Source organism: Pseudomonas sp. NPDC089408 (assembly GCF_044749445.1).
In the GTDB taxonomy this organism is placed as follows: Bacteria; Pseudomonadota; Gammaproteobacteria; order Pseudomonadales; family Pseudomonadaceae; genus Aquipseudomonas.
Map to the genome: position 1 here is coordinate 216119 of NZ_JBIVHY010000003.1, position 24395 is coordinate 240513.

Consider the following 24395-nt stretch of genomic DNA (forward strand, 5'->3'; position numbering starts at 1 on the left):
CCGCGAAAGGGCCGGCACAGGCAATTAATCAGTCGATGTACTCGAACAGTTTGACGATCTTCTGCACACCCGACACGCCCTGCACCACAGCAGTGGCCGAGTTGGCCTCTTGCTGGGTCACCAGGCCGAGCAGGTAAACGATGCCGTTCTCGGTAATCACCTTGATGCGCGAGCTGGGCACGGCATTGTCGGTCAGCATCTGGGTCTTGATCTTGGTGGTCAGCCAGGCGTCGTTGTTGCGCGCCAGGATCGAGGAGGGCTGCATGACCTGCAGCTCGTTGTGCACCTTCTTGACGCGTTGAACCTGGCCGGCAGTCTGCTCGGCAAGGCTCTTGAGGTCGGCGCGCGGGGTCTGGCCGGCCAGCAGGACGATGCCGTTGTAGCTGCTGACAACGATGTGCGAACCCTTGTCCAGGTCCGGGTTGGCCTTGGAGATGTTCACGGCGGCCTTGGTTTCGATCAGCGAGTCGTCGATCTTGCTGCCGATGGTGCGCGTGCCGCGATCGTCTTCAATCGGCGAATTGCGCGCAGAGGTGAGTACCGAGCTGCAGCCGGTGACGCTCAGGCACAGGGTCAGGGCCAGCAGGCCGAGGCGCATAGGGGTCATTCTTCACTCCCGAACAGTTGGCTGTCGATCAGATCGCACAGGCAGTGGATCGCCAGCAGGTGGACTTCCTGGATGCGCGCGGTAACCGTCGAAGGTACGCGGATTTCCACGTCTTCGGGCAGCAGCAGCGAAGCCATGCCGCCGCCGTCGCGCCCCGTCATTGCTACGACAATCATTTCGCGGTCATGTGCGGCCTGGATCGCCTGGATCACGTTGGCCGAGTTGCCGCTGGTGGAGATCGCCAGCAGAACATCGCCGGGCTGGCCCAGGGCGCGGATCTGCTTGGAAAACACTTCGTTGTAGCTGTAGTCGTTGGCGATCGAGGTCAGGGTCGAGCTGTCGGTGGTCAGGGCAATGGCCGGCAGGCTCGGGCGTTCGCGCTCGAAGCGGTTGAGCAGCTCGGAGGAAAAGTGCTGGGCATCGCCGGCCGAGCCGCCGTTGCCACAGGCGAGCATCTTGCCCTCGTTGAGTAGCGCATTGACCATGACCAGGCTGGCCTGCTCGATGTGCGGTGCCAGGATGTCCATCGCCTGTTGCTTGGTATCGATGCTGGCCTGGAACAGCCGGCGAATTCGGGATTGCATGTCCATCTGGTGACCTTAAGTGGGGCGGTGGCCTTTGCAACGCGCAACAACGACCAGCCCGCGATACATAGAGCAAAAAATACGAAGAGGGTTCAGCATTCGAAGGCGTTTTTCAGCCATTGAAGCGGTCTGCCTGCATGGTGGCTGCCCTGCAGGGCGACAACGTCGAAGCGGCAGGGGTGGTTGCCCCAATGGGGCTCCTTTTGCAGGAACAGGCTGGCGGCAAGCACCAGCCGTTTCTGCTTGCGCCCGTCGATACTGTCGAGGGCGCCACCAAAGGCCGCGTGCAGCCGGTAGCGGACTTCGACGAATACTACTGTATCGGCGTCGAGCATGACCAGATCAAGCTCACCGCCTTTGCATCGCCAGTTACGCGCCAGCAGCTGCAGGCCCTGCCCTTGAAGGTACTCAAGGGCTTGGGATTCTGCGGCCTGGCCGGCGCTGGTTGGTGATGCTGCGGCCATCAGCGCGGAGTGTCAGGCAGGCGCTTGACCTGGCCGCCGGCAAATTCGGCCCATGGCAGCTGGCGTTCGACGCGCTGGTTGGCATTGATGCTAAGGCTGCCGGAAAGGCCCTGGACGCGGTTGTCCGGCAGTGCTTTCAGCTGGCCCAGGCGTGGCGCCAGGCTGTAGGCATCTACGCCCATGGCATACAGGCGGCCCAGGCTGCCGGCAGCTTGTGGCCACTGCTGTACCACCTGCTGGCGCAGGCTGTTGCTGGTGTCGAGCAGCCACGGCGTTTCGCAGAAGCGGATGCCGTTCATGTCGTTGTACTGGTTGACGTCACCGCTGGCGCTGTACAGGTTGGAGGTGGCGTAGACCGGTACGTCGCCGGCGTACTGGAAGTTCAGCGTCGGCTTGATCTGCTGCGCCTGTTGTGGGGTGGAGGCGAGGAAGATGAAGTCGATGTCCTGGCGGCGCGACGGTTGTGCGGCGATGCTGCCGCCTACGGTGCTTTGCAGGCTCTTGGCGCGGCCTTCGCTCTGGCGCAGCTGGAACAGGTCGGCGATCTGTTGGGCCAGGGCAACGGGCTGAGCGATGCGCTGGGCGGCGAGTACGGTGCCGCCATTGCCTTCCCAGTCCTGACGGAAGGCGGCCAGCACGCGGTCACCCCACTCGCCGCTTGGCACCAGCGCCACGGCACGGACCATGCCGTCGGCGCGGGCACGGCGGGCGACTTCGCGGGCTTCGTCTTCGGCAGCCAGGCCGAACTGGAACAGTTGCGGTGGGGCTACCTGGCCGGCATCGGCGTAGTTCAAGGCCAGGGTGGTAATTGGCAGTTGCGGTTTGCTGGCCAGTTGCTTGACCAGTGGTTTTTCCAGCGGGCCGATCACCAGTTGCACGCCGGCGGCCTGGGCCTGGCGATAGAAATCGTCGAGCGAACCGATGCGCGAGCTGTCGAACACTTGCACGGCAGGTGCCGGCTGGCCGGCTTGCTGGGCCTGGAAATGCGCGGCCATGAAGCCATCACGCAGGGCGCGGGCAACGCCGGCCAGCGGGCCTTCCTGAGGCAGGAGCAGGGCGATCTTTGTCAGCGGTTGGCTGGCCAGCTCCTTGAGCTTGGTCAGCGCCAATGGCAGTTGTTGGGCGGCCGGGTGGTCCGGGTGCTGTTTGACCCAGGCCTCAATGGCGGCTTGCTGCTGCTCCAGGGTGCCGGCGCCTTTCACGGCGAGGGCCAGGCTGGCCCAGCCGTTCAGGGTCTGGTCGTTGCCAGGCTGCTGCAGCTGCTCTGCCGGCAATGAGGCGACCAGGGCCCAGGTGGCGTCGTTGTTGGCGCTGGCGGCCTGGCCGCTGAGCAATGGGGCCAGCAGTACGCGCTGTTGTGCAGCAGCCAGGGCCTGGCCGTCGGCCTCCAGGGCAGCGGCGTGCACGTTGTAGGTGCGTGCTTGCTGCTCTTGGGGCAGCTCGGCAACGCGCTGCAGGCTAGGGTGGGCCAAGGCAGCGAGGGCGGCCTTTGGCTGGTTGCGGCTCATGGCCAGTTCGGCAGCGAGGGTGCTGGCGAACACTTGCTGGGCCGGCTTGAGGGTGTCCAGCGGGACCTGCTCGAGAATGCGTGCGGCGCGGGGGAAGTCCTTCTGCTTGTAGGCCAGGTCGGCCGCGCTCAGGCGCAGCAGGGCGGCGTCTTCCGCAGACTTGCTGGATGCAGCCTTTTCGAGCAGTTGCTCGATGCTGGCGTCCGGCGTGCGTGGCAGTTCGCCCAGGCTGGATGAGGGCGAGCTGGCGCAGGCTGCCAGCAGGGCAGCGAGGCAGAGGGCTGTGAGCAGCCGCAGGCAAGCGATCATGTAAAGGTCCTGTTACTCGATCAAGTTGGCCGGCAATTGTACCCAAGCACTGGCCGGGGCGCGATGTTGCCGTGTCGATCCTTCACTATAGGTGGCTTGCCGCAGGTCGACGATGAAGTTCTTTGCGCCCTGTTGCAGGCGCTCGGGCTACAATGGCGGCTTTGATCCGAATGACAGGTGTGCGCAGTGACTGATGTGGCAGGGGCTTCGAAATCCACGGTGGGGACGCTGTATGTGGTGGCAACCCCCATCGGCAACCTCGACGACATGAGCGCCCGGGCGCTGAAGGTGCTGGCAAATGTGGCGCTGATCGCCGCCGAAGATACCCGCCATTCGATCCGCCTGTTGCAACACTTTGGTATCGATACGCCACTGGCGGCCTGTCACGAGCACAACGAGCGTGACGAAGGCGGGCGCTTTCTCACCAAGCTGCTGGCCGGCGAAAACGTGGCGCTGGTCTCCGACGCCGGCACGCCGCTGATTTCCGACCCGGGCTACCACCTGGTGCGACAGGCGCGGGCAGCCGGTGTGAGTGTGGTGCCTGTGCCCGGCGCCTGCGCCTTGATCGCCGCGCTGTCGGCGGCCGGGCTGCCGTCGGACCGCTTCATATTCGAAGGTTTCCTGCCGGCCAAGCAGGCCGGGCGTCGGGCGCGCCTGGAGCAGGTGAAGGAAGAGCCGCGCACACTGATATTCTATGAGGCGCCGCACCGTATCCTTGAATGCCTTGAGGACATGGAAGCGGTTTTCGGTGGCGAGCGCCCGGCGTTGCTGGCGCGTGAGCTGACCAAGACCTTCGAAACCCTCAAGGGCCTGCCGCTGGCTGAGTTGCGGGCATTTGTGACAGGTGACAGCAACCAGCAGCGCGGTGAGTGTGTGGTGCTGGTGGGCGGCTGGACTGCGCCGGAAGGCGAGCAGGCCATCAGTACCGAGGCCCAGCGGGTGCTCGACCTGCTGCTGGCCGAGTTGCCACTGAAGCGGGCGGCGGCGCTGGCTGCTGAAATTACCGGGGTGCGCAAGAACCTTTTGTATCAACTTGCCCTGGAAAAGCAGAAAGCCGAATAGTGGCAGTTTGATATAAATGCCGGTAGCGCTTGTTCTTGGGCTCGTGTGCCGTTAATCTTGTCGGCGGAGAGTCGATCGGACAGTCGCTGCCTGTTTTTGTTCCGCTACCTTGTAGAACAAAAGCGGGGGGAGGAAAGTCCGGGCTCCATAGGGCAGAGTGCCAGGTAACGCCTGGGAGGCGTGAGCCTACGGAAAGTGCCACAGAAAATAACCGCCTAAGCACTTCGGTGCCGGTAAGGGTGAAAAGGTGCGGTAAGAGCGCACCGCACGGCTGGCAACAGTTCGTGGCTAGGTAAACCCCACTCGGAGCAAGACCAAATAGGGTTCCATCAGGCGTGGCCCGCGTCGGAACCGGGTAGGTTGCTAGAGGCGTCCAGTGATGGCCGTCGTAGAGGAATGACTGTCCTCGACAAAACCCGGCTTACAGATCGACTCTCCACCTTTCTATTCCTGCTTGATTCGATAGCAGATCCCCACTGGTAATACCGAAAAAATCTTACTCTTAATAAATCACTTTAACTTCGAACTCCATTCGCTTGCGTGGGTTTGATTTTTCTCGTGTTTTTTTCTCTGTGGTAGTCCTTCCACATTCTTTTGTGACGCTAAATCTCGGTCCTGTAAGGCTTTTCCTTCCGAACGTGCCTTGACGGTGCTGCGGGCGGATTCCTATAGTGTGCGCAAGTGGCAGAAAGTGGGATGAAGTGGGTTTTCTGGCACAAAAAAGATAACATTGTGGGGAATCGCAGCCGTGTTCCGCGGAGCCAATGCCGTCAGCCTCGATGCCAAGGGCCGTCTCGCCATGCCGAGCCGGTACCGTGACGAGCTCGATTCGCGTTGCAATGGTCAGCTGATCGTGACCATCGACGCTGTGGACCCCTGCTTGTGTGTTTATCCCCTCGATGAGTGGGAACAGATAGAAGCCAAGTTGCGTGCCTTGCCATCGTTGCGTGAGGAAAACCGCCGCCTGCAGCGCTTGCTGATTGGTAATGCGGTTGACCTGGAGCTCGATGGCAGTGGGCGTTTCCTGGTGCCGCCCCGCCTGCGTGAGTACGCCAAGCTCGACAAGAAGGCGATGCTGGTGGGGCAACTGAACAAATTCCAGCTGTGGGATGAAGATGCCTGGAACGCGGTTTCGGCAGCCGACCTTGCAGCTATTCAACAACCGGGCGCCATGCCCGACGAATTGCGTGACCTGATCCTGTGACCATAGATAGCGGCTTCAACCACATTACCGTCCTGCTCGACGAAGCTGTCGAGGCATTGGCCCTGCGCGCCGACGGTTGCTATCTGGACGGCACTTTCGGCCGTGGCGGACACAGCCGGCTTATTCTCAGCAAGCTTGGGCCGCAAGGGCGGCTGCTGGGCTTCGACAAAGATCCACAAGCGATTGCCACCGGGCAATCGCTGGCGGCCGAAGACGGCCGCTTTGTCATTGTGCAGCGCAGCTTTGCCGAGCTGGGCGCGGAAGTGGCCGAGCGTGGCCTGCATGGCAAGGTCAGCGGCGTGCTGCTGGACCTGGGCGTGTCCTCGCCGCAGCTGGATGACCCCGAGCGTGGTTTCAGCTTCCTCAATGACGGCCCGCTGGATATGCGCATGAACCCGGACCAGGGCATTAGTGCCGCCGAGTTCATCGCCACGGCACCGGTGGAAGAAATTGCCCGCGTGTTCAAGGAATACGGCGAAGAGCGTTTTGCCGGGCGCATGGCGCGTGCCGTGGTCGAGCGCCGCGAAAAGCAGCCGTTCACTCGTACTGCCGACCTGGCAGAAGTGCTCAAGGTGGCCAACCCCGCCTGGGAAAAGGGCAAGAACCCGGCCACGCGCGCCTTCCAGGGCCTGCGTATCCACGTCAACAATGAGCTGGGTGACCTTGAAACCGGTCTTGAGGCTGCACTGGATGCGCTCGAAGTCGGCGGTCGCCTGGCGGTCATCAGCTTCCACTCGCTGGAAGACCGTATCGTCAAACTGTTCATGCGCAAGCTGGTGAAAGGTGAGGCGGACAACCTGCCGCGCAACCTGCCGGTTCAGCACAAGGTCTTCGAGCCGAAGATCAAACTCATCGGCAAAGCGCAGTTCGCCTCTGAAGCCGAGCTCAAGGCCAACCCACGGTCGCGCAGCGCCGTGATGCGTGTGGCGGAGAAGCTGCGGTGAGCAGGCTGTTTGCCAAGCCCCTGCCAGGCGGAAGCTTCGTGATGCTTCTGCTGTTTGTTGGCGTGCTGGTTTCGGCCATTGCGGTGTCCTACAGCGCGCACTGGAACCGTCAGCTGCTCAACACCCTGTACGGTGAATTGAGCGAGCGCGACAAGGCCCAGGCCGAGTGGGGCCGGCTGATCCTCGAGCAAAGCACCTGGACCGCCGCCAGCCGTATCGAAAATCTCGCCTCCGAACAGCTGAATATGCGCGTACCTTCGGCTGACGAAGTACGGATGGTGGCACCATGATGAAGCTCGAAGGCGCACTGTACCCGTGGCGCTTCCGCGTGGTGATCGGTTTGCTGGCAATCATGGTGGGTGCCATTTGCTGGCGCATCATCGACCTGCAGGTGGTTGATCGTGACTTCCTCAAGGGCCAGGGCGATGCGCGCAGCCTGCGTCATATCCCTATTCCTGCACACCGTGGTCTGATCACTGACCGCAATGGTGAGCCTTTGGCCGTGAGTACCCCGGTCACCACCCTGTGGGCCAACCCCAAGGAAATGCAGGCGTCCAGGGAGCGCTGGCCGCAACTGGCCGCAGCCTTGGGGCAAAACCCACAGCAGTTGATCGAACGCCTGACCCAGCAGGCCAACAAAGAGTTCATCTACCTGGTCCGTGGCCTGACCCCGGAGCAGGGCCAGCACGTGCTCGACCTGAAAGTGCCCGGTGTGTATGGCCTGGAAGAGTTCCGCCGGTTCTACCCGGCCGGTGATGTCACTGCGCACATGGTCGGCTTCACCGACCTTGACGACCACGGTCGCGAAGGGGTCGAGCTGGCCTATGACGAGTGGCTGGCCGGCGTGCCCGGCAAACGCCAGGTGATCAAGGACCGGCGTGGCCGGCTGATCAAGGACATTCAGGTTACCAAGAACGCCAAGGCCGGGAAGACCTTGGCGTTGTCGATAGACCTGCGCCTGCAATACCTGGCGACCCGCGAGCTGCGCAACGCCATTGCCGAACAGAACGCCAAGGCCGGCAGCCTGGTGATCATGGACGTCAAGACCGGTGAAGTCCTGGCCATGGTCAACCAACCGACCTACAACCCCAACAACCGCCGCAGCATGTTCCCGGCGGCCATGCGTAACCGGGCCATCATCGACGTGTTCGAGCCAGGTTCCACGGTCAAGCCGATCTCCATGAGCGCGGCGCTGCAAAGCGGCCGCTGGAAACCCAGCGACAAGGTCGAAGTGTACCCGGGCAGCCTGCAGATCGGCCGCTACACCATCAAGGACGTGTCGCGCAGCGAGGGCCCAATTCTCGACCTGACCGGCATCCTGATCAACTCCAGTAACGTCGGTATGAGCAAGATCGCCTTCGACATCGGCGGCGAAGCCATTTACCGGGTCATGTCCCAGGTCGGCCTGGGCCAGTACACCGGCCTTGGCTTCCCGGGTGAGCGCGTCGGCAACCTGCCTAACCACCGCGAGTGGCGCAAGGCCGAGACCGCGACCCTGTCCTATGGCTACGGCGTGTCGGTGACCGCGTTGCAACTGGTGCATGCCTACGCGGCGCTGGCCAACGACGGCAAGATGGTGCCGCTGTCGATCCTCAAGGTCGACAAGGCGCCGGAAGCCGTGCAGGCCATTCCGAAGGAAACCGCCGAGACCGTCCAGGGCATGCTGCAGCAGGTGATCGAAGCGCCGCGCGGCGTGTTCCGTGCCCAGGTGCCGTTCTACCACGTGGCCGGCAAGTCCGGTACCGCGCGTAAGGCCACCGTCGGTTCCAAGGGCTACACCGAAAACGCCTACCGCTCGCTGTTTGCCGGTTTCGGGCCGATGAGCGACCCACGCTATGCCATCGTCGTGGTGATCGATGAACCGGGCAAAGGCGGTTACTTCGGCGGCCTGGTTTCGGCGCCGGTATTCAGCAAGGTCATGTCGGGCACCCTGCGCCTGATGAACGTGCCGCCAGACAACCTGCCGCCACCCGCAGCACCGGCACCTGCCGGTCAACCGCAAGTCAACGCAGCAGCCGCCAAGGGAGGGCGTGGATAATGACAATGCCGTTAAGCAAGCTGTTCGCCCACGCCAGCCGCGACCCGCTGATCCGTGAACTGACGCTGGACAGCCGCCATGTGCGCCCAGGCGACCTGTTCCTGGCCGTGCCGGGGGCCAAGGTCGATGGCCGCGAGCACATTGCCGATGCCTTGGCCCGTGGTGCTGCCGCCGTGGCCTATGAAGAGCAGGGCGCCAACGTGCTGCCGCTGACCGATGTGCCGCTGATTCCGGTCAAGGGTCTGATTGCCCAGCTGTCGGACATTGCCGGGCGCTTCTATGGCGAGCCTAGCCGCCAACTGAACCTGGTCGGCGTGACCGGCACCAACGGCAAGACCAGCGTCACCCAGCTGGTAGCGCAGGCGCTCGATCTGCTTGGCCAGCGTTGTGGCCTGATCGGCACCCTGGGCACCGGTTTCTACGGCGAGCTGCAGAGCGGTCGCCTGACCACGCCGGACCCGATTGCCGTGCAGGCGACGCTGAACGACCTGAAGAAAAGCGGCGCGAAGGCCGTGGCCATGGAGGTTTCCTCCCATGCTCTGGAGCAAGGCCGCGTCGCCGCGCTGGAATTCGACATCGCGGTCATGACCAACCTGTCCCGCGATCACCTCGACTACCACGGCAGCATGCAGGCCTACGAGGCGGCCAAGGCCAAGCTGTTCGCCTGGCCGAGCCTGCGTTGCCAGGTGGTCAACCTGGATGATGATTTCGGTCGTCGCCTGGCTGACGATTTCGCCCGCAAACCGTTTACCGATCGTATCGAGACCCGGCTGCTCAGCTATAGCCTGGAAAACCCGGACGCGTCGCTGTTCTGCCCTGAGGCCAGGTTCGATGACGATGGCGTTGGCGCCACGTTGGTCACCGCCCAAGGTGAGCGCACGCTGCGCAGTCAGTTGTTGGGGCGCTTCAACCTGAGCAATATGCTTGCCGCTGTCGCGACCCTGCTGGCGCTGGATTATTCGCTGGATGAAATCCTCAAGGTCACACCGAAACTGCAAGGCCCTGTCGGCCGCATGCAGCGCCTGGGTGGTGGCGACAAGCCGCTGGTGGTGGTCGACTACGCACACACACCTGACGCCCTGGAAAAGGTACTCGAAGCCCTGCGCCCGCATGCCCACGGCAAGCTGCTGTGCCTGTTTGGCTGCGGCGGCGACCGTGACCGTGGCAAGCGGCCGCTGATGGCCGAAGTAGCCGAGCGCCTGGCTGACCGCGTACTGGTCACTGACGACAACCCGCGGACCGAAGACCCGCTGCGTATCTTCGATGACATCCGCCCTGGTTTCGCCAAGCCGGCCGGGGTCGAGTTCGTCGCCGGCCGCGGCGAGGCCATCGCGCACCTGATTGCCACCGCTGCCGCCAATGACGTGATCGTGCTGGCCGGCAAGGGGCACGAGGACTACCAGGAGATCAATGGCGAGCGCCATGACTTCTCCGACTTGATTGAAGCCAAAAAGGCACTTGCAGCCTGGGAGGCGCCACATGCTTAAGCCGCTGTCACTCAGCCAGCTGACCACAGCACTGAGTGGTCAACAAATCGGCGCCGATGCCACCTTTACCGGCGTCAGCATAGACAGCCGCAGCGTCAGCGCCGGGCAACTGTTCGTCGCCCTGACCGGCCCGCGTTTCGATGGCCATGACTACCTGGCTGATGTACAAGCCAAGGGCGCAGTCGCTGCCTTGGTTGAGCGTGAGGTCGCTGATGTCGACCTGCCGCAGTTGCTGGTTGCCGATTGCCGTCTGGCCCTGGGCCAGCTCGGCGCCCTGAACCGCGCCGCCTATGACAAGCCGGTGGTGGCCATTACCGGTTCCAGCGGCAAGACCACGGTCAAGGAAATGCTTGCCAGCATCTTGCGTACCCGAGGCCTGGTGCACGCCACCCGCGGCAACCTGAACAACGACCTCGGCGCGCCACTGACCTTGCTGGAAATCGCCCCGGAGCACAGCGCCGCAGTGATCGAACTGGGCGCTTCGCGCATTGGCGAAATCCGCTACACCGTCGGCCTGACCCAACCGCAGGTGGTGATCATCAATAACGCCGGTACCGCCCACGTGGGTGAGTTCGGCGGCCCGGAGAAGATCGTCGAGGCCAAGGGCGAAATTCTTGAAGGCCTGGGTGAGGGCGGTATCGCCATCCTCAACCTTGACGACAAAGCCTTCGCCGTCTGGAAGGCCCGTGCCGGTGCCCACAAGGTCATCAGTTTCGCGCGCAGCAACGACAAGGCCGATTTCCATGCCACGGACATCGGTCGCGATGCCCGTGGCTGCCCATCGTTCAAGCTGCATGGCGCCGGTGAAGCGGTAGACGTGCAGCTCAATGTGCTGGGTGAGCACAATGTCAGCAACGCCCTGGCCGCTGCCGCCGCTGCGCATGCCGTTGGTCTGAGCCTGAGCGGCATCGCCGCCGGCCTGGCTGCAGTGCAACCGGTCAAGGGCCGTACCGTGGCGCAAATCGCGCCAAACGGTGTGCGGGTGATCGACGACAGTTACAACGCAAATCCCACCTCCATGTGCGCGGCCATTGATATACTCGCCGGCTTTTCCGGACGCACCGTCCTGGTGCTTGGGGATATCGGCGAATTGGGGCAATGGGCGGAAGAGGGCCACCGTCAGGTGGGCGACTACGCGCGTGGCAAGGTCAACGCCCTGTACGCAGTGGGTTCCAACATGAAACATGCGGTCGAAGCGTTCGGCGCCGATGGCCGTCATTTCGCTACTCAAGCTGAGCTGATCGACGCGGTTAGCGCCGAAAATGCCAGCGACACCACTATCTTGATCAAGGGCTCGCGCAGCGCTGCGATGGAAAACGTCGTGGCGGCATTGTGCGGTGCCAGCGGGGAGAAACATTAATGCTGCTGCTGTTGGCCGAGTATCTGCAACAGTTCCACAAAGGCTTCGCGGTCTTCCAGTACCTGTCCCTGCGCGGGATTCTTGGTGTACTGACCGCGTTGTCCCTGGCGCTGTGGCTGGGGCCGTGGATGATCCGTACCCTGCAAATCCGCCAGATCGGCCAGGCCGTGCGTAACGACGGCCCGCAATCGCACCTTTCCAAGTCCGGCACCCCGACCATGGGTGGCGCACTGATCCTGTCGGCCATCGCCATCAGCACCTTGCTGTGGGCCGACCTGAGCAACCGCTATGTCTGGGTGGTACTGATCGTTACCCTGGCGTTCGGCGCCATCGGCTGGGTCGACGACTACCGCAAGGTGATCGAAAAGAACTCGCGTGGCCTGCCAAGCCGCTGGAAGTACTTCTGGCAGTCGGTGTTCGGCCTGGCTGCGGCGGTGTTCCTTTACAAGACCGCGCCGACCAGCGTCGAGACCACGCTGATTTTGCCGTTCATCAAGGACGTCACCATTCCGCTGGGTGTCGGCTTCGTGGTGCTGACCTACTTCGTCATCGTCGGCTCCAGCAACGCAGTCAACCTCACAGACGGCCTCGACGGCCTGGCAATCATGCCAACGGTGATGGTTGGCGGTGCGCTGGGTATCTTCTGCTACCTGTCGGGCAACGTGAAGTTCGCCGAATACCTGCTGATCCCGTACGTACCCGGTTCGGGCGAGCTGATCGTGTTCTGCGGTGCGCTGATCGGTGCCGGCCTGGGCTTTTTGTGGTTCAACACCTACCCGGCGCAAGTGTTCATGGGGGACGTCGGTGCGCTGGCCCTGGGCGCCGCGCTGGGCACCATCGCAGTGATCGTGCGCCAGGAAATCGTCCTGTTCATCATGGGCGGCATTTTCGTGGTGGAAACCCTGTCGGTGGTGATCCAGGTCGCTTCCTTCAAGCTGACCGGCAAGCGCGTGTTCCGCATGGCGCCGATTCACCACCACTTTGAACTCAAGGGCTGGCCAGAGCCTCGGGTGATCGTCCGCTTCTGGATCATCACCGTAATCCTGGTACTGATTGGCCTTGCAACCCTGAAACTGAGGTAGATGAGCGTGTCTTTGATCGCTTCCGACCAATTCCGCATCGTTGTCGGCCTCGGCAAGAGCGGCATGTCCCTGGTTCGCTTCCTGGCGAACCGGGGCATTGCCTTTGCGGTCGCCGACACCCGCGAGCAACCGCCGGAACTGGACACCCTGCGCCGTGATTACCCGCAGGTGGAAGTGCGCTGTGGTGAACTGGACGTGGACTTCCTGTGCCGCGCCAACGAGCTGTATGTGAGCCCGGGCCTCGCCCTGGCTACACCGGCCCTGCAGCAGGCGGCGGCGCGTGGCGTGCAGCTTTCCGGTGACATCGAGCTGTTCGCTCGCTACGCCAAGGCGCCAATCATTGCCATTAGCGGGTCCAATGCCAAGAGCACCGTCACCACCCTGGTTGGCGAAATGGCCGCCAAGGCCGGCAAGCGCGTGGCCGTGGGCGGCAACCTCGGTACCCCTGCGCTGGACCTGCTGGCTGATGACGTCGAGCTGTACGTACTGGAGCTGTCCAGCTTCCAGCTGGAAACCACCGACCAGCTCAACGCCGAAGTGGCCACCGTGCTGAACATCAGCGAAGACCACATGGACCGCTACAGCGGCCTGCCGGCCTACCACCTGGCCAAGCACCGGATCTTCCGTGGTGCCAAACAGGTGGTGGTCAACCGCCAGGACGCCCTGAGCCGGCCGCTGCCGGTGGAAGGTCGCCCCTGCTGGACCTTCGGCCTCAACCAGCCCGACTTCAAGGCCTTTGGCCTGCGCGAAGTAGAGGGCGAGAAATACCTGGCATTCGAATTCCAGACGCTGATGCCGGTGCGCGAACTCAAGATCCGTGGCGCACACAACCAGAGCAATGCCCTGGCAGCGCTGGCCCTGGGCCATGCTGCCGGCTTGCCATTTGAACCGATGCTCGAAGCCCTGCGCGAATTCGGTGGCCTGGCCCACCGTTGCCAGTGGGTACGCGAGCGTAACGGCGTGAACTGGTACGACGATTCCAAGGCCACCAACGTGGGTGCGGCCCTGGCCGCCATCGAAGGCCTGGGTGCCGACATCGAAGGCAAGCTGGTGCTGATTGCCGGTGGTGATGGCAAAGGCGCCGAGTTCAGCGCATTGCGCGAGCCGGTCAAGCGTTTCTGCCGCGCCGTGGTGTTGCTGGGCCGTGATGCCGAGCGCCTGGCCGAGGCCCTGGGTAATGACGTACCGCTGGTGCGGGTCAAGACCCTCGACGATGCCGTACAGCAATGCGCCGAACTGGCCCAGGCCGGCGATGCTGTGCTGCTGTCGCCGGCGTGCGCCAGCCTCGACATGTTCAAGAACTTCGAAGAACGCGGGCGCCTGTTCGCCCAGGCAGCGGGAGGCCTTGCATGATCTTCGGTATCCTCAAGCCCTATCCTTCGCCGCTGATCAGCGGCCGTGGCATCGACCTGGACTTCCCGATGCTGGCCGGCTGCCTGGCCTTGCTTGGCCTGGGCCTGGTGATGATCACCTCGGCCTCCTCGGAAGTGGCTGCGGTGCAGTCGGGCAACCCGCTTTACCACATGTATCGCCACCTGGTGTACGTGTTCCTCGGCCTGGTGGCCTGCGGTACGACCATGCTGGTGCCGATCGCCACCTGGCAGCGCATGGGCTTCCTGATGCTGCTGGGCGCCTTCGGTCTGCTGGTGCTGGTGCTGGTGCCGGGTATCGGCCGTGAGGTCAACGGCTCCATGCGCTGGATCGGCTTCAGTTTCTTTAACGTGCAGCCTTCGGAAATCGCCAAGGTGTTCGTGGTCGTCTACCTGGCCGGTTACCTGGTACGCCGGCAGACCGAGGTACGCGAGACCTGGATGGGCTTCTTCAAGCCGTTCATCGTGCTGCTGCCCATGGCTGCCCTGCTGCTGATGGAACCTGACTTCGGCGCCACCGTGGTCATGATGGGCGCGGCGGCGGCCATGCTGTTCCTCGGCGGGGTGGGGCTGTTCCGTTTCAGCCTCATGGTGGTGCTGGCGGTGGTGGCGGTGTTCGTCCTGGTGCAGGCACAGCCGTACCGCATGGCGCGTCTGATCACCTTTACCGACCCGTGGTCCGACCAGTTCGGCTCGGGCTACCAGCTGACCCAGGCGCTGATTGCCTTCGGCCGCGGCGAATGGTTGGGCGTGGGCCTTGGCAACAGCGTGCAGAAGCAGTTCTACCTGCCGGAAGCGCACACCGACTTCGTGTTCTCGGTACTGGCCGAAGAACTCGGCGTGGTCGGCTCGCTGCTGACTATCGCGCTGTTCGTGTTCGTGACGGTGCGTGCCCTGTACATCGGCCTGTGGGCGGAAAAAGCCAAGCAGTTCTTTGCCGCTTATGTTGCGTTCGGCCTGGCCTTCCTGTGGATCGGCCAGTTCCTGATCAACATCGGCGTGAACGTCGGCCTGCTGCCGACCAAGGGCCTGACCTTGCCATTCCTCAGCTACGGGGGCAGCTCGTTGGTGATCTGCTGCGCCTGCGTGGGCTTGTTGCTGCGCATCGAGTGGGAAAGCCGCACGCACCTGGGCAGTGAGGAACATGAATTCAGCGAAAGCGATTTTGCCGAGGAGACCAGTCATGGCCGCTGACGGCAAAAACGTATTGATCATGGCCGGCGGCACCGGGGGCCACGTGTTCCCGGCCCTGGCCTGCGCCCGTGAGTTCCAGGCGCGTGGTTACAGCGTGCACTGGCTGGGCACCCCGCGTGGCATCGAGAACGAGCTGGTGCCACAGGCCGGCCTGCCGCTGCACCTGATCCAGGTCAGCGGCCTGCGCGGCAAAGGCAAGCTGTCGCTGCTCAAGGCGCCGTTCACCCTGGTCAAGGCTGTGCTGCAGGCGCGGCGCATCATTCGCCAGCTCAAGCCCGTTTGCGTGCTGGGCTTTGGCGGCTACGTGACCGGCCCTGGTGGTGTGGCTGCGCGGCTGTGCGGCGTGCCGCTGGTGATCCACGAGCAGAACGCCCGGGCCGGCACCGCCAATCGGTTGTTGGTGCCCCTGTCTGCGCGGGTCTGCGAAGCGTTCCCGAACACCTTCGAGGCCAGCGACAAGCGTCGCACCACCGGCAACCCGGTGCGCCCGGAGCTGTTCATGGACGCGCAGCGCGCGCCCCTGGCCGCACGCCGCGCACGCCTGTTGGTGCTAGGTGGCAGCCTGGGTGCGGAACCCTTGAACAAATTGTTGCCTAAGGCCCTGTCCGAGGTGCCTGCCGCGCTGCGGCCAGAGGTGTTCCACCAGGCCGGCAAACAACACGCGCCGATCACCGCCGAGCGGTATCACGAGGCGGGTGTCGCGGCCCAGGTAGAGCCCTTCATCAAGGACATGGCCCAAGCCTATGGCTGGGCCGACATCGTGGTATGCCGGGCCGGTGCCCTGACCGTCAGCGAACTGGCGGCAGCAGGCCTGCCTTCGATGCTGGTGCCGTTGCCCCATGCGATCGACGACCACCAGACCCACAACGCCCAATATCTGGCCCGCGAAGGCGCTGCCTTCCTGATGCCACAAGCGACAACTGGCGCAGCGCAGCTCGCTGAACGCCTGAACGAGGTGCTGATGCAACCCGAGAAACTCAACGTCATGGCAGGCACCGCACGGCGCCTGGCCAAACCCGCAGCAACCAGCACCGTGGTCGATATCTGCCTGGAGGTGGCCCATGGTTGAAAGCCAGAAAGCCATGCCCCAGCCGAAGATGGGCCGTATTCGCCGTATTCACTTCGTCGGTATTGGCGGTGTAGGCATGTGCGGTATTGCCGAAGTGTTGCTGAACCTGGGCTATGAAGTGTCCGGTTCCGATCTGAAAGCCTCGCCGGTTACCGAGCGCCTGGAATCGTTCGGCGCCGAAATCTTCGTCGGCCACCGCGCCGAGAACGCTGCCACCGCCGATGTGCTGGTGGTATCCAGCGCCATCAACCCGGCCAACCCGGAAGTGGCCACCGCCCTGGAGCGGCGCATTCCGGTGGTGCCGCGTGCCGAGATGCTCGCCGAGCTGATGCGCTACCGCCACGGTGTGGCCGTTGCCGGTACCCACGGCAAGACCACCACCACCAGCCTGCTGGCTTCGGTATTTGCCGCCGGTGGCCTGGACCCGACGTTCGTCATCGGTGGCCGCCTGACCGCTGCCGGCACCAATGCCCAGCTGGGCACCAGCCGTTACCTGATCGCCGAAGCAGACGAAAGCGATGCCAGCTTCCTGCACCTGCAGCCGATGGTGGCCGTGGTCACCAACATCGACGCCGACCACATGGCGACCTACGAAGGTGACTTCAACAAACTGAAGAAAACCTTCGTCGAGTTCCTGCACAACCTGCCGTTCTACGGCTTGGCCGTGATGTGCCTGGACGACCCGGTCGTGCGCGAGATCCTGCCGCAGGTGAAGCGCCCGACCGTAACCTATGGCTTCAGCGAAGAGGCCGACATCCGCGCCATCAACGTGCGCCAGCAGGGCATGCAAACCCACTTCACCGTGCTGCGCCGTGATCGCGAGCCGTTGGAAGTGTCGGTGAACATGCCAGGCAACCACAACGTGCTCAATGCCCTGGCCACCATTGCCATCGCCACTGACGAAGGCATCACTGACGAAGCCATCGTCCAGGGCCTGTCCGGCTTCCAGGGCGTCGGCCGCCGCTTCCAGGTATACGGCGAGCTGCCGGTTGAAGGCGGCAGCGTGATGCTGGTCGACGACTACGGTCACCACCCGACCGAAGTGGCTGCAGTGATCAAGGCTGTGCGCGGTGGCTGGCCAAGCCGCCGTCTGGTGATCGTCTACCAGCCGCACCGCTATAGCCGTACCCGCGACCTGTATGACGATTTCGTCCAGGTGCTGGGCGATGCCAACGTGCTGCTGCTGATGGAGGTCTACCCGGCTGGCGAAGAGCCGATCCCGGGTGCCGACAGCCGTCAGCTGTGCCACAGCATCCGCCAGCGCGGCAAGCTGGACCCGATCTACATCGAACGTGGCGCCGAACTGGCACCGCTGGTCAAGCCACTGCTGCGTGCTGGCGACATCCTGCTCTGCCAGGGTGCCGGTGACGTTGGCGGGCTGGCCCCGCAACTGATGAAAAGCCCGCTGTTCGCTGGCGCCAAGCAGGAGAAGTCGAAATGACCAGCGCCTACGAAAAACTGCACTCGACCCTGGATGTGAAAGCGTTCGGCCGCGTTGCCGTGCTGTACGGCGGCAAGAGTGCCGAACGCGAAGTGTCGCTGAAGTCCGGCGCCGCCGTGATCGATGCGTTGACCACTGCCGGTGTCGACGTGGTCGCCATCGACGTCGGTGACGACCTGCTCGATCGCCTGCAAAGCGAGAAGATCGACCGCGCCTTCATCATCCTCCACGGTCGTGGCGGTGAAGACGGCAGCATGCAAGGTTTGCTGGAGTGCCTGGGCATCCCCTATACCGGCAGCGGCATCCTTGCCTCGGCGTTGGCCATGGACAAGCTGCGCACCAAGCAGGTGTGGCAGAGCCTGGGTATTCCGACCCCGCGCCACGCGGTATTGGCGAGCGAAAACGATTGTTTGCAGGCCAGTACGGAACTGGGCTTCCCGCTTATCGTCAAACCCGCCCATGAAGGCTCTAGCATCGGCATGGCCAAGGTGAACAGCGCCCAGGAACTGGTCGCCGCCTGGAAGGACGCCGCCCAATACGATTCCCAGGTACTGGTGGAACAGTGGATCCACGGCCCGGAGTTCACCATCGCGGTACTGCGCGGCCAGGTGCTGCCGCCGATCGCCCTGGGTACACCGCACGTGTTCTACGACTACGACGCCAAGTACATCGCCAACGATACCCAGTACCGCATCCCGTGCGGGCTGGATAGCGCCAAGGAACAGGAACTGATCGACCTGACCGCCCGCGCCTGTGATGCCATTGGCATCGAAGGCTGGGGGCGGCTGGACGTGATGCAGGACGAGCAGGGCCGGTTCTGGCTGCTCGAAGTCAACACCGCACCCGGCATGACTGATCATAGCCTGGTGCCCATGGCGGCCCGCGCGGCTGGCCTGGACTTCCAGCAACTGGTGCTGGCAATCCTGGCTGAAAGCGTGGCGACGCGAGGTTAATCATCATGCAAGGCGCAATGATACGTCAGCAGCAACCCGTCACCGGCCGTAGCAAGCCGGTGCCGCGTGGTGCCAGCCGGCTGGTGGCCGACGAGCCCGTATCGGCGCGCCTGCCGCGGCCAAGCCTGGGCGGCCTCAAGCGCCTGCTGTGGCCAGTGCTGCTGGTGGCGGCAGGTTTTGGTGCCTACGAGGGTGCCATTCGCCTGATGCCGTACGCCGACCGGCCGATCACCAAGATCGACGTGCAAGGTGACCTCAGCTACATCAGCCAGCAGTCGGTGCAGCAGCGTATCGCGCCTTACGTGGCGGCGAGCTTCTTCAGCGTCGACCTGCCGGCGATGCGTGCAGAGCTTGAGCAGATGCCCTGGATCGCCCATGCCGAAGTGCGCCGGGTGTGGCCCGACGAGGTGGTGATCCGCCTCGAAGAGCAGCTGCCGGTGGCACGCTGGGGTGACGAAGCCTTGCTCAACAACCAGGGCCAGGCGTTCACCCCGCGTGAACTGGCCAACTACGAGCACCTGCCGCAGCTGGCCGGGCCGCAGCGTGCCCAGCAACAAGTCATGCAGCAGTATCAGGTATTGAGCCAGATGCTGCGCCCCCTGGGCTTTTCCATCGCTCGCCTGGAGCTGCGCGAGCGAGGCAGCTGGTTCCTGACCACGGGCGCGAGCAGTGCCGGGCCAGGCATCGAGCTGCTGTTGGGGCGCGACCATCTGGTGGAGAAGATGCGCCGTTTCATTGCCATTTACGACAAGACACTCAAAGACCAGATCACCACTATCGCCCGCATTGATCTGCGTTATTCCAACGGACTTGCCGTTGGTTGGCGGGAACCGATTGCACCGACGACGGCCCAACCCGCCGTTGCGAAGAATTAGAGAGAGGCAGGACCATGGCAAACGCGCATAGCGGCAAAATGATCGTCGGGCTGGACATTGGCACCTCCAAGGTGGTGGCGCTGGTCGGCGAAGTGGGCGAAGACGGCACGCTGGAAATTGTCGGCATCGGCACCCATCCGTCCCGCGGCCTGAAAAAAGGCGTGGTGGTGAACATCGAGTCCACCGTGCAGTCGATCCAGCGCGCTGTCGAAGAAGCGCAGCTGATGGCCGGCTGCCGTATTCACTCGGCGTTCGTTGGCGTGGCCGGTAACCACATCCGCAGCCTGAACTCCCACGGGATTGTCGCCATCCGCGACCGCGAGGTCAGTGTGGCTGACCTGGAGCGGGTGCTCGACGCGGCCCAGGCCGTGGCGATCCCGGCTGACCAGCGCGTGCTGCACACCCTGCCGCAGGACTACGTGATCGACAACCAGGAAGGCGTGCGCGAACCGCTGGGCATGTCGGGCGTGCGCCTGGAAGCCAAGGTTCACGTGGTCACCTGCGCGGTGAATGCTGCACAGAACATCGAAAAGTGCGTGCGCCGCTGCGGCCTGGAAATCGACGACATCATTCTCGAGCAGCTGGCCTCGGCCTACTCGGTGCTGACCGACGATGAAAAAGAGCTGGGTGTGTGCCTGGTGGACATCGGTGGCGGCACCACCGACATCGCCATTTTCACCGAGGGCGCGATCCGTCATACCGCGGTCATCCCGATTGCCGGCGACCAGGTGACCAACGACATCGCCATGGCCCTGCGTACGCCGACCCAGTACGCCGAAGAAATCAAGATCCGCTACGCCTGCGCCCTGGCCAAGCTGGCCGGCGCTGGCGAGACCATCAAGGTGCCAAGCGTGGGCGACCGCCCACCGCGCGAGCTGTCGCGCCAGGCCCTGGCCGAGGTGGTGGAGCCGCGTTACGACGAGCTCTTCACCCTGATCCAGGCCGAACTACGCCGCAGCGGATACGAGGACCTGGTGCCAGCCGGCATCGTCCTCACCGGCGGCACCGCGAAGATGGAAGGCGCCGTGGAACTGGCCGAGGAAATCTTCCACATGCCGGTACGCCTGGGCGTACCGCACAGCGTTCGGGGGCTGAGCGACGTGGTGCGCAACCCGATCTATTCCACCGGCGTGGGCTTGCTCACCTACGGCCTGCTCAAGCAGTCCGAGGACCTGGTCCTGACCGGTAACACCAACAGCAGCAACAACAGCTATGGCGATGAACCGAAGGCCCCAGTGCTTGAGCGCTTCAAGAAGTGGGTCCAGGGCAACTTCTAAGTTTCAAAGCAGTAGTGGTAGGCGCAACAACTAGAGAACTGTAAGGAGAGGGAAAATGTTCGAGCTCGTAGACAACGTCCCGCAAAGTCCGGTCATCAAAGTGATCGGCGTTGGTGGTGGTGGCGGCAACGCCGTCAATCACATGGTCAAAAGCAGCATCGAAGGTGTGGAATTCATCTGCGCCAACACCGATGCCCAGGCGCTGAAAAACATCGGCGCGCGCACCATCCTGCAATTGGGTACGGGTGTGACCAAGGGCCTGGGTGCCGGTGCCAATCCGGAAGTCGGTCGTCAGGCCGCGCTGGAAGACCGTGAGCGCATCGCTGAAGTGCTGCAGGGCACCAACATGGTGTTCATCACCACTGGCATGGGCGGCGGCACCGGTACCGGTGCAGCGCCGATCATTGCCGAAGTGGCCAAGGAAATGGGTATTCTCACCGTAGCCGTGGTAACTCGTCCGTTCCCGTTCGAAGGCCGCAAGCGCATGCAGATCGCCGATGAAGGCATCCGCATGCTGGCTGAAAGCGTCGACTCGTTGATCACCATCCCCAACGAGAAGCTGCTGACCATCCTGGGCAAGGACGCCAGCCTGCTGTCCGCCTTCGCCAAGGCTGACGATGTGCTGGCGGGTGCCGTTCGCGGTATTTCCGACATCATCAAGCGCCCGGGCATGATCAACGTCGACTTCGCCGACGTGCGCACCGTGATGGGTGAAATGGGCATGGCGATGATGGGTACTGGTTGCGCCAGCGGCCCGAACCGTGCGCGTGAAGCCACCGAGGCTGCAATCCGCAACCCGCTGCTGGAAGACGTGAACCTGCAGGGCGCCCGCGGCATTCTGGTCAACATCACCGCAGGCCCGGACCTGTCGCTGGGTGAATACTCCGACGTGGGTAGCATCATCGAAGCCTTCGCCTCCGACCACGCCATGGTCAAGGTCGGCACCGTGATCGACCCGGACATGCGTGACGAGTTGCACGTTACCGTGGTGGCCACTGGCCTGGGCGCGCGCATCGAGAAGCCTGTGAAAGTGGTCGACAACACCCTGCAGACTGCCCAGCAAGTGTATGAGGCCTCCAACCCGGCGCCTGTTCGCCAGGAGCAGCCAGCGGTCAACTACCGTGACCTGGAGCGCCCGACCGTCATGCGCAACCAGGCCCATGCAGGGGCTGCCGCAGCGGCTAAACTGAACCCTCAGGATGACCTGGACTACCTCGATATCCCGGCATTCCTGCGTCGTCAGGCTGATTAATGGAATTTATCAGGGGTATAAAGGTGATTGGTATTCATCAAAGGTTGGGTCTGTTATCATCGCCAGCCTTTGTTGATACCTGTTCGCAATTTGCGCTGAAGCGGCCAATGCCATGATTAAACAACGCACCCTGAAGAATACCATCCGTGCCACAGGTGTCGGTCTGCACTCCGGGGAGAAGGTTTACCTGACCCTCAAGCCTGCACCTGTTGACACCGGCATCGTCTTCCGCCGCGCCGACCTCGACCCTGTGGTCGAAATCGCTGCGCGTGCGGCCAACGTCGGCGAGACAACCATGTCGACGACGCTGGTCAACGGTGACGTCAAGGTCGATACGGTCGAGCACCTGCTCTCCGCCATGGCGGGCCTGGGCATCGATAACGCCTACGTCGAGCTCTCCGCCTCGGAAGTGCCGATCATGGATGGCAGCGCCGGACCTTTCGTATTCCTGATTCAGTCTGCCGGCCTGGAAGAACAGGACGCAGCCAAGAAGTTCATCCGCATCCTGCGTGAGGTAACCGTGGAAGAGGGCGACAAGCGCGCCACGTTCCTGCCTTTCGACGGTTTCAAGGTGAGCTTCGAGATCGACTTCGATCACCCGGTCCTCAAGGGCCAGACCCAGAGTGCGGTCGTCGACTTCTCCAGCACCTCGTTCGTGAAGGAAGTCAGCCGCGCCCGTACCTTCGGCTTCATGCGTGACATCGAATACCTGCGCAAGCACAACCTTGCGTTGGGTGGCAGTGTCGAGAACGCCATCGTAGTCGACGAGACCGGTGTGCTCAACGAAGACGGCCTTCGTTCCGATGACGAATTCGTCAAGCACAAGATCCTCGACGCCATTGGCGACCTTTATCTGCTGGGCAACAGCCTGATCGGTGAGTTCAAGGGCTACAAGTCCGGCCACTCGCTGAACAACCAGCTGCTGCGCAAGCTGATCGACGAAACCGATGCCTGGGAAGTGGTCACTTTCGAAGATGCCAGCACGGCACCGATCTCGTACATGCGCCCTGTTGCGGCCGTGTAAGTTCGAACACTCTCTAGTTCATTAAGGCCACCTTCGGGTGGCCTTTTTTATGGGCGGGATCTGGGTGTTGGCGGGTGCTCGGTTTGAGTTTTGGGGTGGGGCTGACAGGTGTTGAGTTTGAGTTTTGGGCTGGGTCTGACAGGTGTTCAGTTTGAGTTTTGTAGTGGCGCGGAAATCGAGCGCCGCCCGCGCGGCGCTTCGCGGGGCAAGCCCGCTCCCACATCTGTTTCGGGCCAATCAATTCTGTGAGGCCACCGCTGTCCGCCTTGTTTGTTCCCTTCAATATCGAATGCGCCGCTGCTCAATCCACCTCAAGCCATGCGCCAAGGTGCGCGCGCGAAAGGCGCAGGATAGATTGGCCCGAAACAGATGTGGGAGCGGGCTTGCCCCGCGAAGCGCCGCGCGGGCGGCGCTCGATTTCCGCGCCGCTGCAAAACGCAAGGCGATCGCTCTCAGCCCTTGTCCTTGCCCTGAGCATGACCCGCCAACCGCTCCAGCGCCGCCCGCAACTTCGGATCAGCAATCCCCTCGGCAGTATCAAGCAAACTCTCGGCGGCGCTGTTCGACAGCTCGGCGGCATGCCCGCCGCGCTTGGCCGGCACCAGCGGCGGCTGCACCTTGTAGAGGATGCGCCTGAGGTTGCCGAAGGCTTCCATGGCCTGCAATGCCGCCAGTAAGCGCTTCTGTTGATAACGCAGGCGCGTTGCCCAGTGGCCATCGGTGACCACCAGCAGCAAGGTGCCATCGCGCCATGAGGCCACGTGGCAGTGCTCGCGGGCGGCCGGTTGCAGCTGACTTTCCAGCAGGCGCTGCAGGTGTTCCAGGCGTTCGGCCTGGTTCAGCAGCAGGCGCAGCGGGCGCACCTGGCGCAGCAGGGCCGACGGTGGCTGGGCGGGGGAGGGTTTGTAGGCCATTGGGGCACGTGTGGGGTTGTATGGGTTGCAGTTTAACACCTCTGTTGCCTGTGCCGGCCTCTTCGCGGGCTTGCCCGCTCCCACAGGTATTTCACAGGATCCGGACCTGTGGTGATCCTGTAGGAGCGGGTTTACCCGCGAAGAGGCCGGCACAGGCTATACAAGATAAGACCAGTTCTCGATACCTTTCATGTTGCCAAGCCTTGAACTCAGGGAGAATGCCCCTATCTAAGACAGGCCCCCGCCAAAACGCTGTAATAGCATCGTGGAAATCCACCACTTTCCTCACCATCGTTTCCGGGTAGAATGCTCGTTCGCATGCGGCCTCAGGGCTGCACGGGCGACTCATGGGGCCGCCCTCCATCCCTACGTGTGGA

General features: G+C 63.1%; 22 protein-coding genes and 1 other RNA gene. 18 read left to right on the plus strand and 5 right to left on the minus strand.

What is annotated here, in order from left to right; genetic code table 11:
* Positions 1–28 precede the first annotated feature (28 nt).
* From ACIP02_RS06835 to ACIP02_RS06850, 4 genes are all read right to left on the minus strand, one after another.
* On the minus strand, positions 29–607 hold the full coding sequence (locus ACIP02_RS06835; RefSeq protein WP_201202042.1) for a BON domain-containing protein: 579 nt from the start codon (positions 605–607) through the stop codon (positions 29–31).
* Entirely contained in the window at positions 604–1197 is a 594-nt protein-coding gene (locus tag ACIP02_RS06840; protein WP_136913061.1) for a phosphoheptose isomerase, read from the minus strand. Before ACIP02_RS06840 ends, ACIP02_RS06835 begins: the two co-directional genes overlap by 4 nt.
* 86 nt (positions 1198–1283) lie before the next feature.
* Positions 1284–1655 carry a YraN family protein gene (locus ACIP02_RS06845; protein WP_400614510.1) on the minus strand — a complete coding sequence of 124 codons (372 nt, stop codon included), beginning with the start codon at positions 1653–1655 and terminating at the stop codon, positions 1284–1286.
* A complete protein-coding gene (locus ACIP02_RS06850) occupies positions 1655–3472 on the minus strand; it encodes a penicillin-binding protein activator (protein WP_400614512.1) in 1818 nt (605 codons plus the stop codon). The genes ACIP02_RS06845 and ACIP02_RS06850 overlap by 1 nt, the downstream gene beginning before the upstream one ends.
* A gap of 186 nt (positions 3473–3658) precedes the next feature.
* Between ACIP02_RS06850 and rsmI the strand changes: the two genes are divergently transcribed.
* The 18 genes from rsmI to lpxC all read left to right on the plus strand — a co-directional run bounded on the left by rsmI (position 3659) and on the right by lpxC (position 23104).
* Positions 3659–4534 (plus strand): 16S rRNA (cytidine(1402)-2'-O)-methyltransferase, encoded by an 876-nt coding sequence (gene rsmI / locus ACIP02_RS06855; protein WP_400614514.1) that lies wholly within the window; start codon positions 3659–3661, stop codon positions 4532–4534.
* A gap of 67 nt (positions 4535–4601) precedes the next feature.
* Positions 4602–4974: RNase P RNA component class A (rnpB, locus tag ACIP02_RS06860), an RNA gene on the plus strand.
* A 308-nt stretch (positions 4975–5282) separates the two neighbouring features.
* Positions 5283–5738, plus strand: coding sequence for a division/cell wall cluster transcriptional repressor MraZ (gene mraZ, locus ACIP02_RS06865; RefSeq protein WP_004575120.1), 456 nt, complete (start codon positions 5283–5285; stop codon positions 5736–5738).
* Positions 5735–6682: a 16S rRNA (cytosine(1402)-N(4))-methyltransferase RsmH gene (rsmH, locus tag ACIP02_RS06870; protein WP_400614517.1), complete on the plus strand. Its 948-nt coding sequence runs from the start codon at positions 5735–5737 to the stop codon at positions 6680–6682. The genes mraZ and rsmH overlap by 4 nt, the downstream gene beginning before the upstream one ends.
* Positions 6679–6972, plus strand: coding sequence for a cell division protein FtsL (gene ftsL, locus ACIP02_RS06875; RefSeq protein ID WP_400614520.1), 294 nt, complete (start codon positions 6679–6681; stop codon positions 6970–6972). Before rsmH ends, ftsL begins: the two co-directional genes overlap by 4 nt.
* A complete protein-coding gene (locus tag ACIP02_RS06880; protein WP_400615051.1) occupies positions 6972–8720 on the plus strand; it encodes a peptidoglycan D,D-transpeptidase FtsI family protein in 1749 nt (582 codons plus the stop codon). Before ftsL ends, ACIP02_RS06880 begins: the two co-directional genes overlap by 1 nt.
* Entirely contained in the window at positions 8720–10207 is a 1488-nt protein-coding gene (locus tag ACIP02_RS06885; protein ID WP_400614522.1) for a UDP-N-acetylmuramoyl-L-alanyl-D-glutamate--2,6-diaminopimelate ligase, read from the plus strand. The genes ACIP02_RS06880 and ACIP02_RS06885 overlap by 1 nt, the downstream gene beginning before the upstream one ends.
* Positions 10200–11567, plus strand: coding sequence for a UDP-N-acetylmuramoyl-tripeptide--D-alanyl-D-alanine ligase (gene murF / locus ACIP02_RS06890; protein ID WP_400614524.1), 1368 nt, complete (start codon positions 10200–10202; stop codon positions 11565–11567). Before ACIP02_RS06885 ends, murF begins: the two co-directional genes overlap by 8 nt.
* Complete coding sequence (gene mraY / locus ACIP02_RS06895) at positions 11567–12649, plus strand: phospho-N-acetylmuramoyl-pentapeptide-transferase (protein ID WP_016498046.1); 1083 nt, start codon at positions 11567–11569, stop codon at positions 12647–12649. Before murF ends, mraY begins: the two co-directional genes overlap by 1 nt.
* 6 nt (positions 12650–12655) lie before the next feature.
* Entirely contained in the window at positions 12656–14002 is a 1347-nt protein-coding gene (gene murD / locus ACIP02_RS06900) for a UDP-N-acetylmuramoyl-L-alanine--D-glutamate ligase (protein ID WP_400614527.1), read from the plus strand.
* Positions 13999–15213, plus strand: coding sequence for a putative lipid II flippase FtsW (ftsW, locus tag ACIP02_RS06905; RefSeq protein ID WP_400614529.1), 1215 nt, complete (start codon positions 13999–14001; stop codon positions 15211–15213). The genes murD and ftsW overlap by 4 nt, the downstream gene beginning before the upstream one ends.
* Entirely contained in the window at positions 15203–16282 is a 1080-nt protein-coding gene (gene murG / locus ACIP02_RS06910; RefSeq protein ID WP_400614531.1) for an undecaprenyldiphospho-muramoylpentapeptide beta-N-acetylglucosaminyltransferase, read from the plus strand. Before ftsW ends, murG begins: the two co-directional genes overlap by 11 nt.
* Positions 16275–17723 (plus strand): UDP-N-acetylmuramate--L-alanine ligase, encoded by a 1449-nt coding sequence (gene murC / locus ACIP02_RS06915; RefSeq protein ID WP_010952455.1) that lies wholly within the window; start codon positions 16275–16277, stop codon positions 17721–17723. Before murG ends, murC begins: the two co-directional genes overlap by 8 nt.
* The gene (locus ACIP02_RS06920; RefSeq protein ID WP_400614534.1) at positions 17720–18676 is read left to right on the plus strand and encodes a D-alanine--D-alanine ligase; all 957 of its coding nucleotides are present in this window, start codon (positions 17720–17722) and stop codon (positions 18674–18676) included. The genes murC and ACIP02_RS06920 overlap by 4 nt, the downstream gene beginning before the upstream one ends.
* A 5-nt stretch (positions 18677–18681) precedes the next feature.
* Positions 18682–19551, plus strand: a complete 870-nt coding sequence (locus tag ACIP02_RS06925) for a cell division protein FtsQ/DivIB (RefSeq protein ID WP_012274056.1) — start codon at positions 18682–18684, stop codon at positions 19549–19551.
* A 14-nt stretch (positions 19552–19565) separates the two neighbouring features.
* The gene (gene ftsA / locus ACIP02_RS06930; protein WP_103449232.1) at positions 19566–20828 is read left to right on the plus strand and encodes a cell division protein FtsA; all 1263 of its coding nucleotides are present in this window, start codon (positions 19566–19568) and stop codon (positions 20826–20828) included.
* A 55-nt stretch (positions 20829–20883) separates the two neighbouring features.
* Positions 20884–22080, plus strand: a complete 1197-nt coding sequence (ftsZ, locus tag ACIP02_RS06935) for a cell division protein FtsZ (protein WP_003260772.1) — start codon at positions 20884–20886, stop codon at positions 22078–22080.
* A 112-nt stretch (positions 22081–22192) separates the two neighbouring features.
* A complete protein-coding gene (gene lpxC / locus ACIP02_RS06940; protein ID WP_201202068.1) occupies positions 22193–23104 on the plus strand; it encodes a UDP-3-O-acyl-N-acetylglucosamine deacetylase in 912 nt (303 codons plus the stop codon).
* Between the two features lie 452 nt (positions 23105–23556).
* Here the strand turns inward: lpxC and ACIP02_RS06945 are convergent, their stop codons facing one another.
* Positions 23557–24018 carry a DUF721 domain-containing protein gene (locus ACIP02_RS06945; protein WP_400614538.1) on the minus strand — a complete coding sequence of 154 codons (462 nt, stop codon included), beginning with the start codon at positions 24016–24018 and terminating at the stop codon, positions 23557–23559.
* Between the last annotated feature and the right edge of the window lie 377 nt (positions 24019–24395).

Excerpts from the sequence above, each read along its gene's own strand:
- ACIP02_RS06835 (WP_201202042.1), bottom strand. The coding sequence starts at position 607 with ATGACCCCTATGCGCCTCGGCCTGCTGGCCCTGACCCTGTGCCTGAGC.
- ACIP02_RS06840 (WP_136913061.1), bottom strand. The coding sequence starts at position 1,197 with ATGGACATGCAATCCCGAATTCGCCGGCTGTTCCAGGCCAGCATCGAT.
- ACIP02_RS06845 (WP_400614510.1), bottom strand. The coding sequence starts at position 1,655 with ATGGCCGCAGCATCACCAACCAGCGCCGGCCAGGCCGCAGAATCCCAA.
- ACIP02_RS06850 (WP_400614512.1), bottom strand. The coding sequence starts at position 3,472 with ATGATCGCTTGCCTGCGGCTGCTCACAGCCCTCTGCCTCGCTGCCCTG.
- ACIP02_RS06880 (WP_400615051.1), top strand. The coding sequence starts at position 6,972 with ATGAAGCTCGAAGGCGCACTGTACCCGTGGCGCTTCCGCGTGGTGATC.
- ACIP02_RS06885 (WP_400614522.1), top strand. The coding sequence starts at position 8,720 with ATGACAATGCCGTTAAGCAAGCTGTTCGCCCACGCCAGCCGCGACCCG.
- murF (WP_400614524.1), top strand. The coding sequence starts at position 10,200 with ATGCTTAAGCCGCTGTCACTCAGCCAGCTGACCACAGCACTGAGTGGT.
- mraY (WP_016498046.1), top strand. The coding sequence starts at position 11,567 with ATGCTGCTGCTGTTGGCCGAGTATCTGCAACAGTTCCACAAAGGCTTC.
- ftsW (WP_400614529.1), top strand. The coding sequence starts at position 13,999 with ATGATCTTCGGTATCCTCAAGCCCTATCCTTCGCCGCTGATCAGCGGC.
- murG (WP_400614531.1), top strand. The coding sequence starts at position 15,203 with ATGGCCGCTGACGGCAAAAACGTATTGATCATGGCCGGCGGCACCGGG.
- murC (WP_010952455.1), top strand. The coding sequence starts at position 16,275 with ATGGTTGAAAGCCAGAAAGCCATGCCCCAGCCGAAGATGGGCCGTATT.
- ACIP02_RS06920 (WP_400614534.1), top strand. The coding sequence starts at position 17,720 with ATGACCAGCGCCTACGAAAAACTGCACTCGACCCTGGATGTGAAAGCG.
- ACIP02_RS06925 (WP_012274056.1), top strand. The coding sequence starts at position 18,682 with ATGCAAGGCGCAATGATACGTCAGCAGCAACCCGTCACCGGCCGTAGC.
- ftsA (WP_103449232.1), top strand. The coding sequence starts at position 19,566 with ATGGCAAACGCGCATAGCGGCAAAATGATCGTCGGGCTGGACATTGGC.
- ftsZ (WP_003260772.1), top strand. The coding sequence starts at position 20,884 with ATGTTCGAGCTCGTAGACAACGTCCCGCAAAGTCCGGTCATCAAAGTG.
- lpxC (WP_201202068.1), top strand. The coding sequence starts at position 22,193 with ATGATTAAACAACGCACCCTGAAGAATACCATCCGTGCCACAGGTGTC.
- ACIP02_RS06945 (WP_400614538.1), bottom strand. The coding sequence starts at position 24,018 with ATGGCCTACAAACCCTCCCCCGCCCAGCCACCGTCGGCCCTGCTGCGC.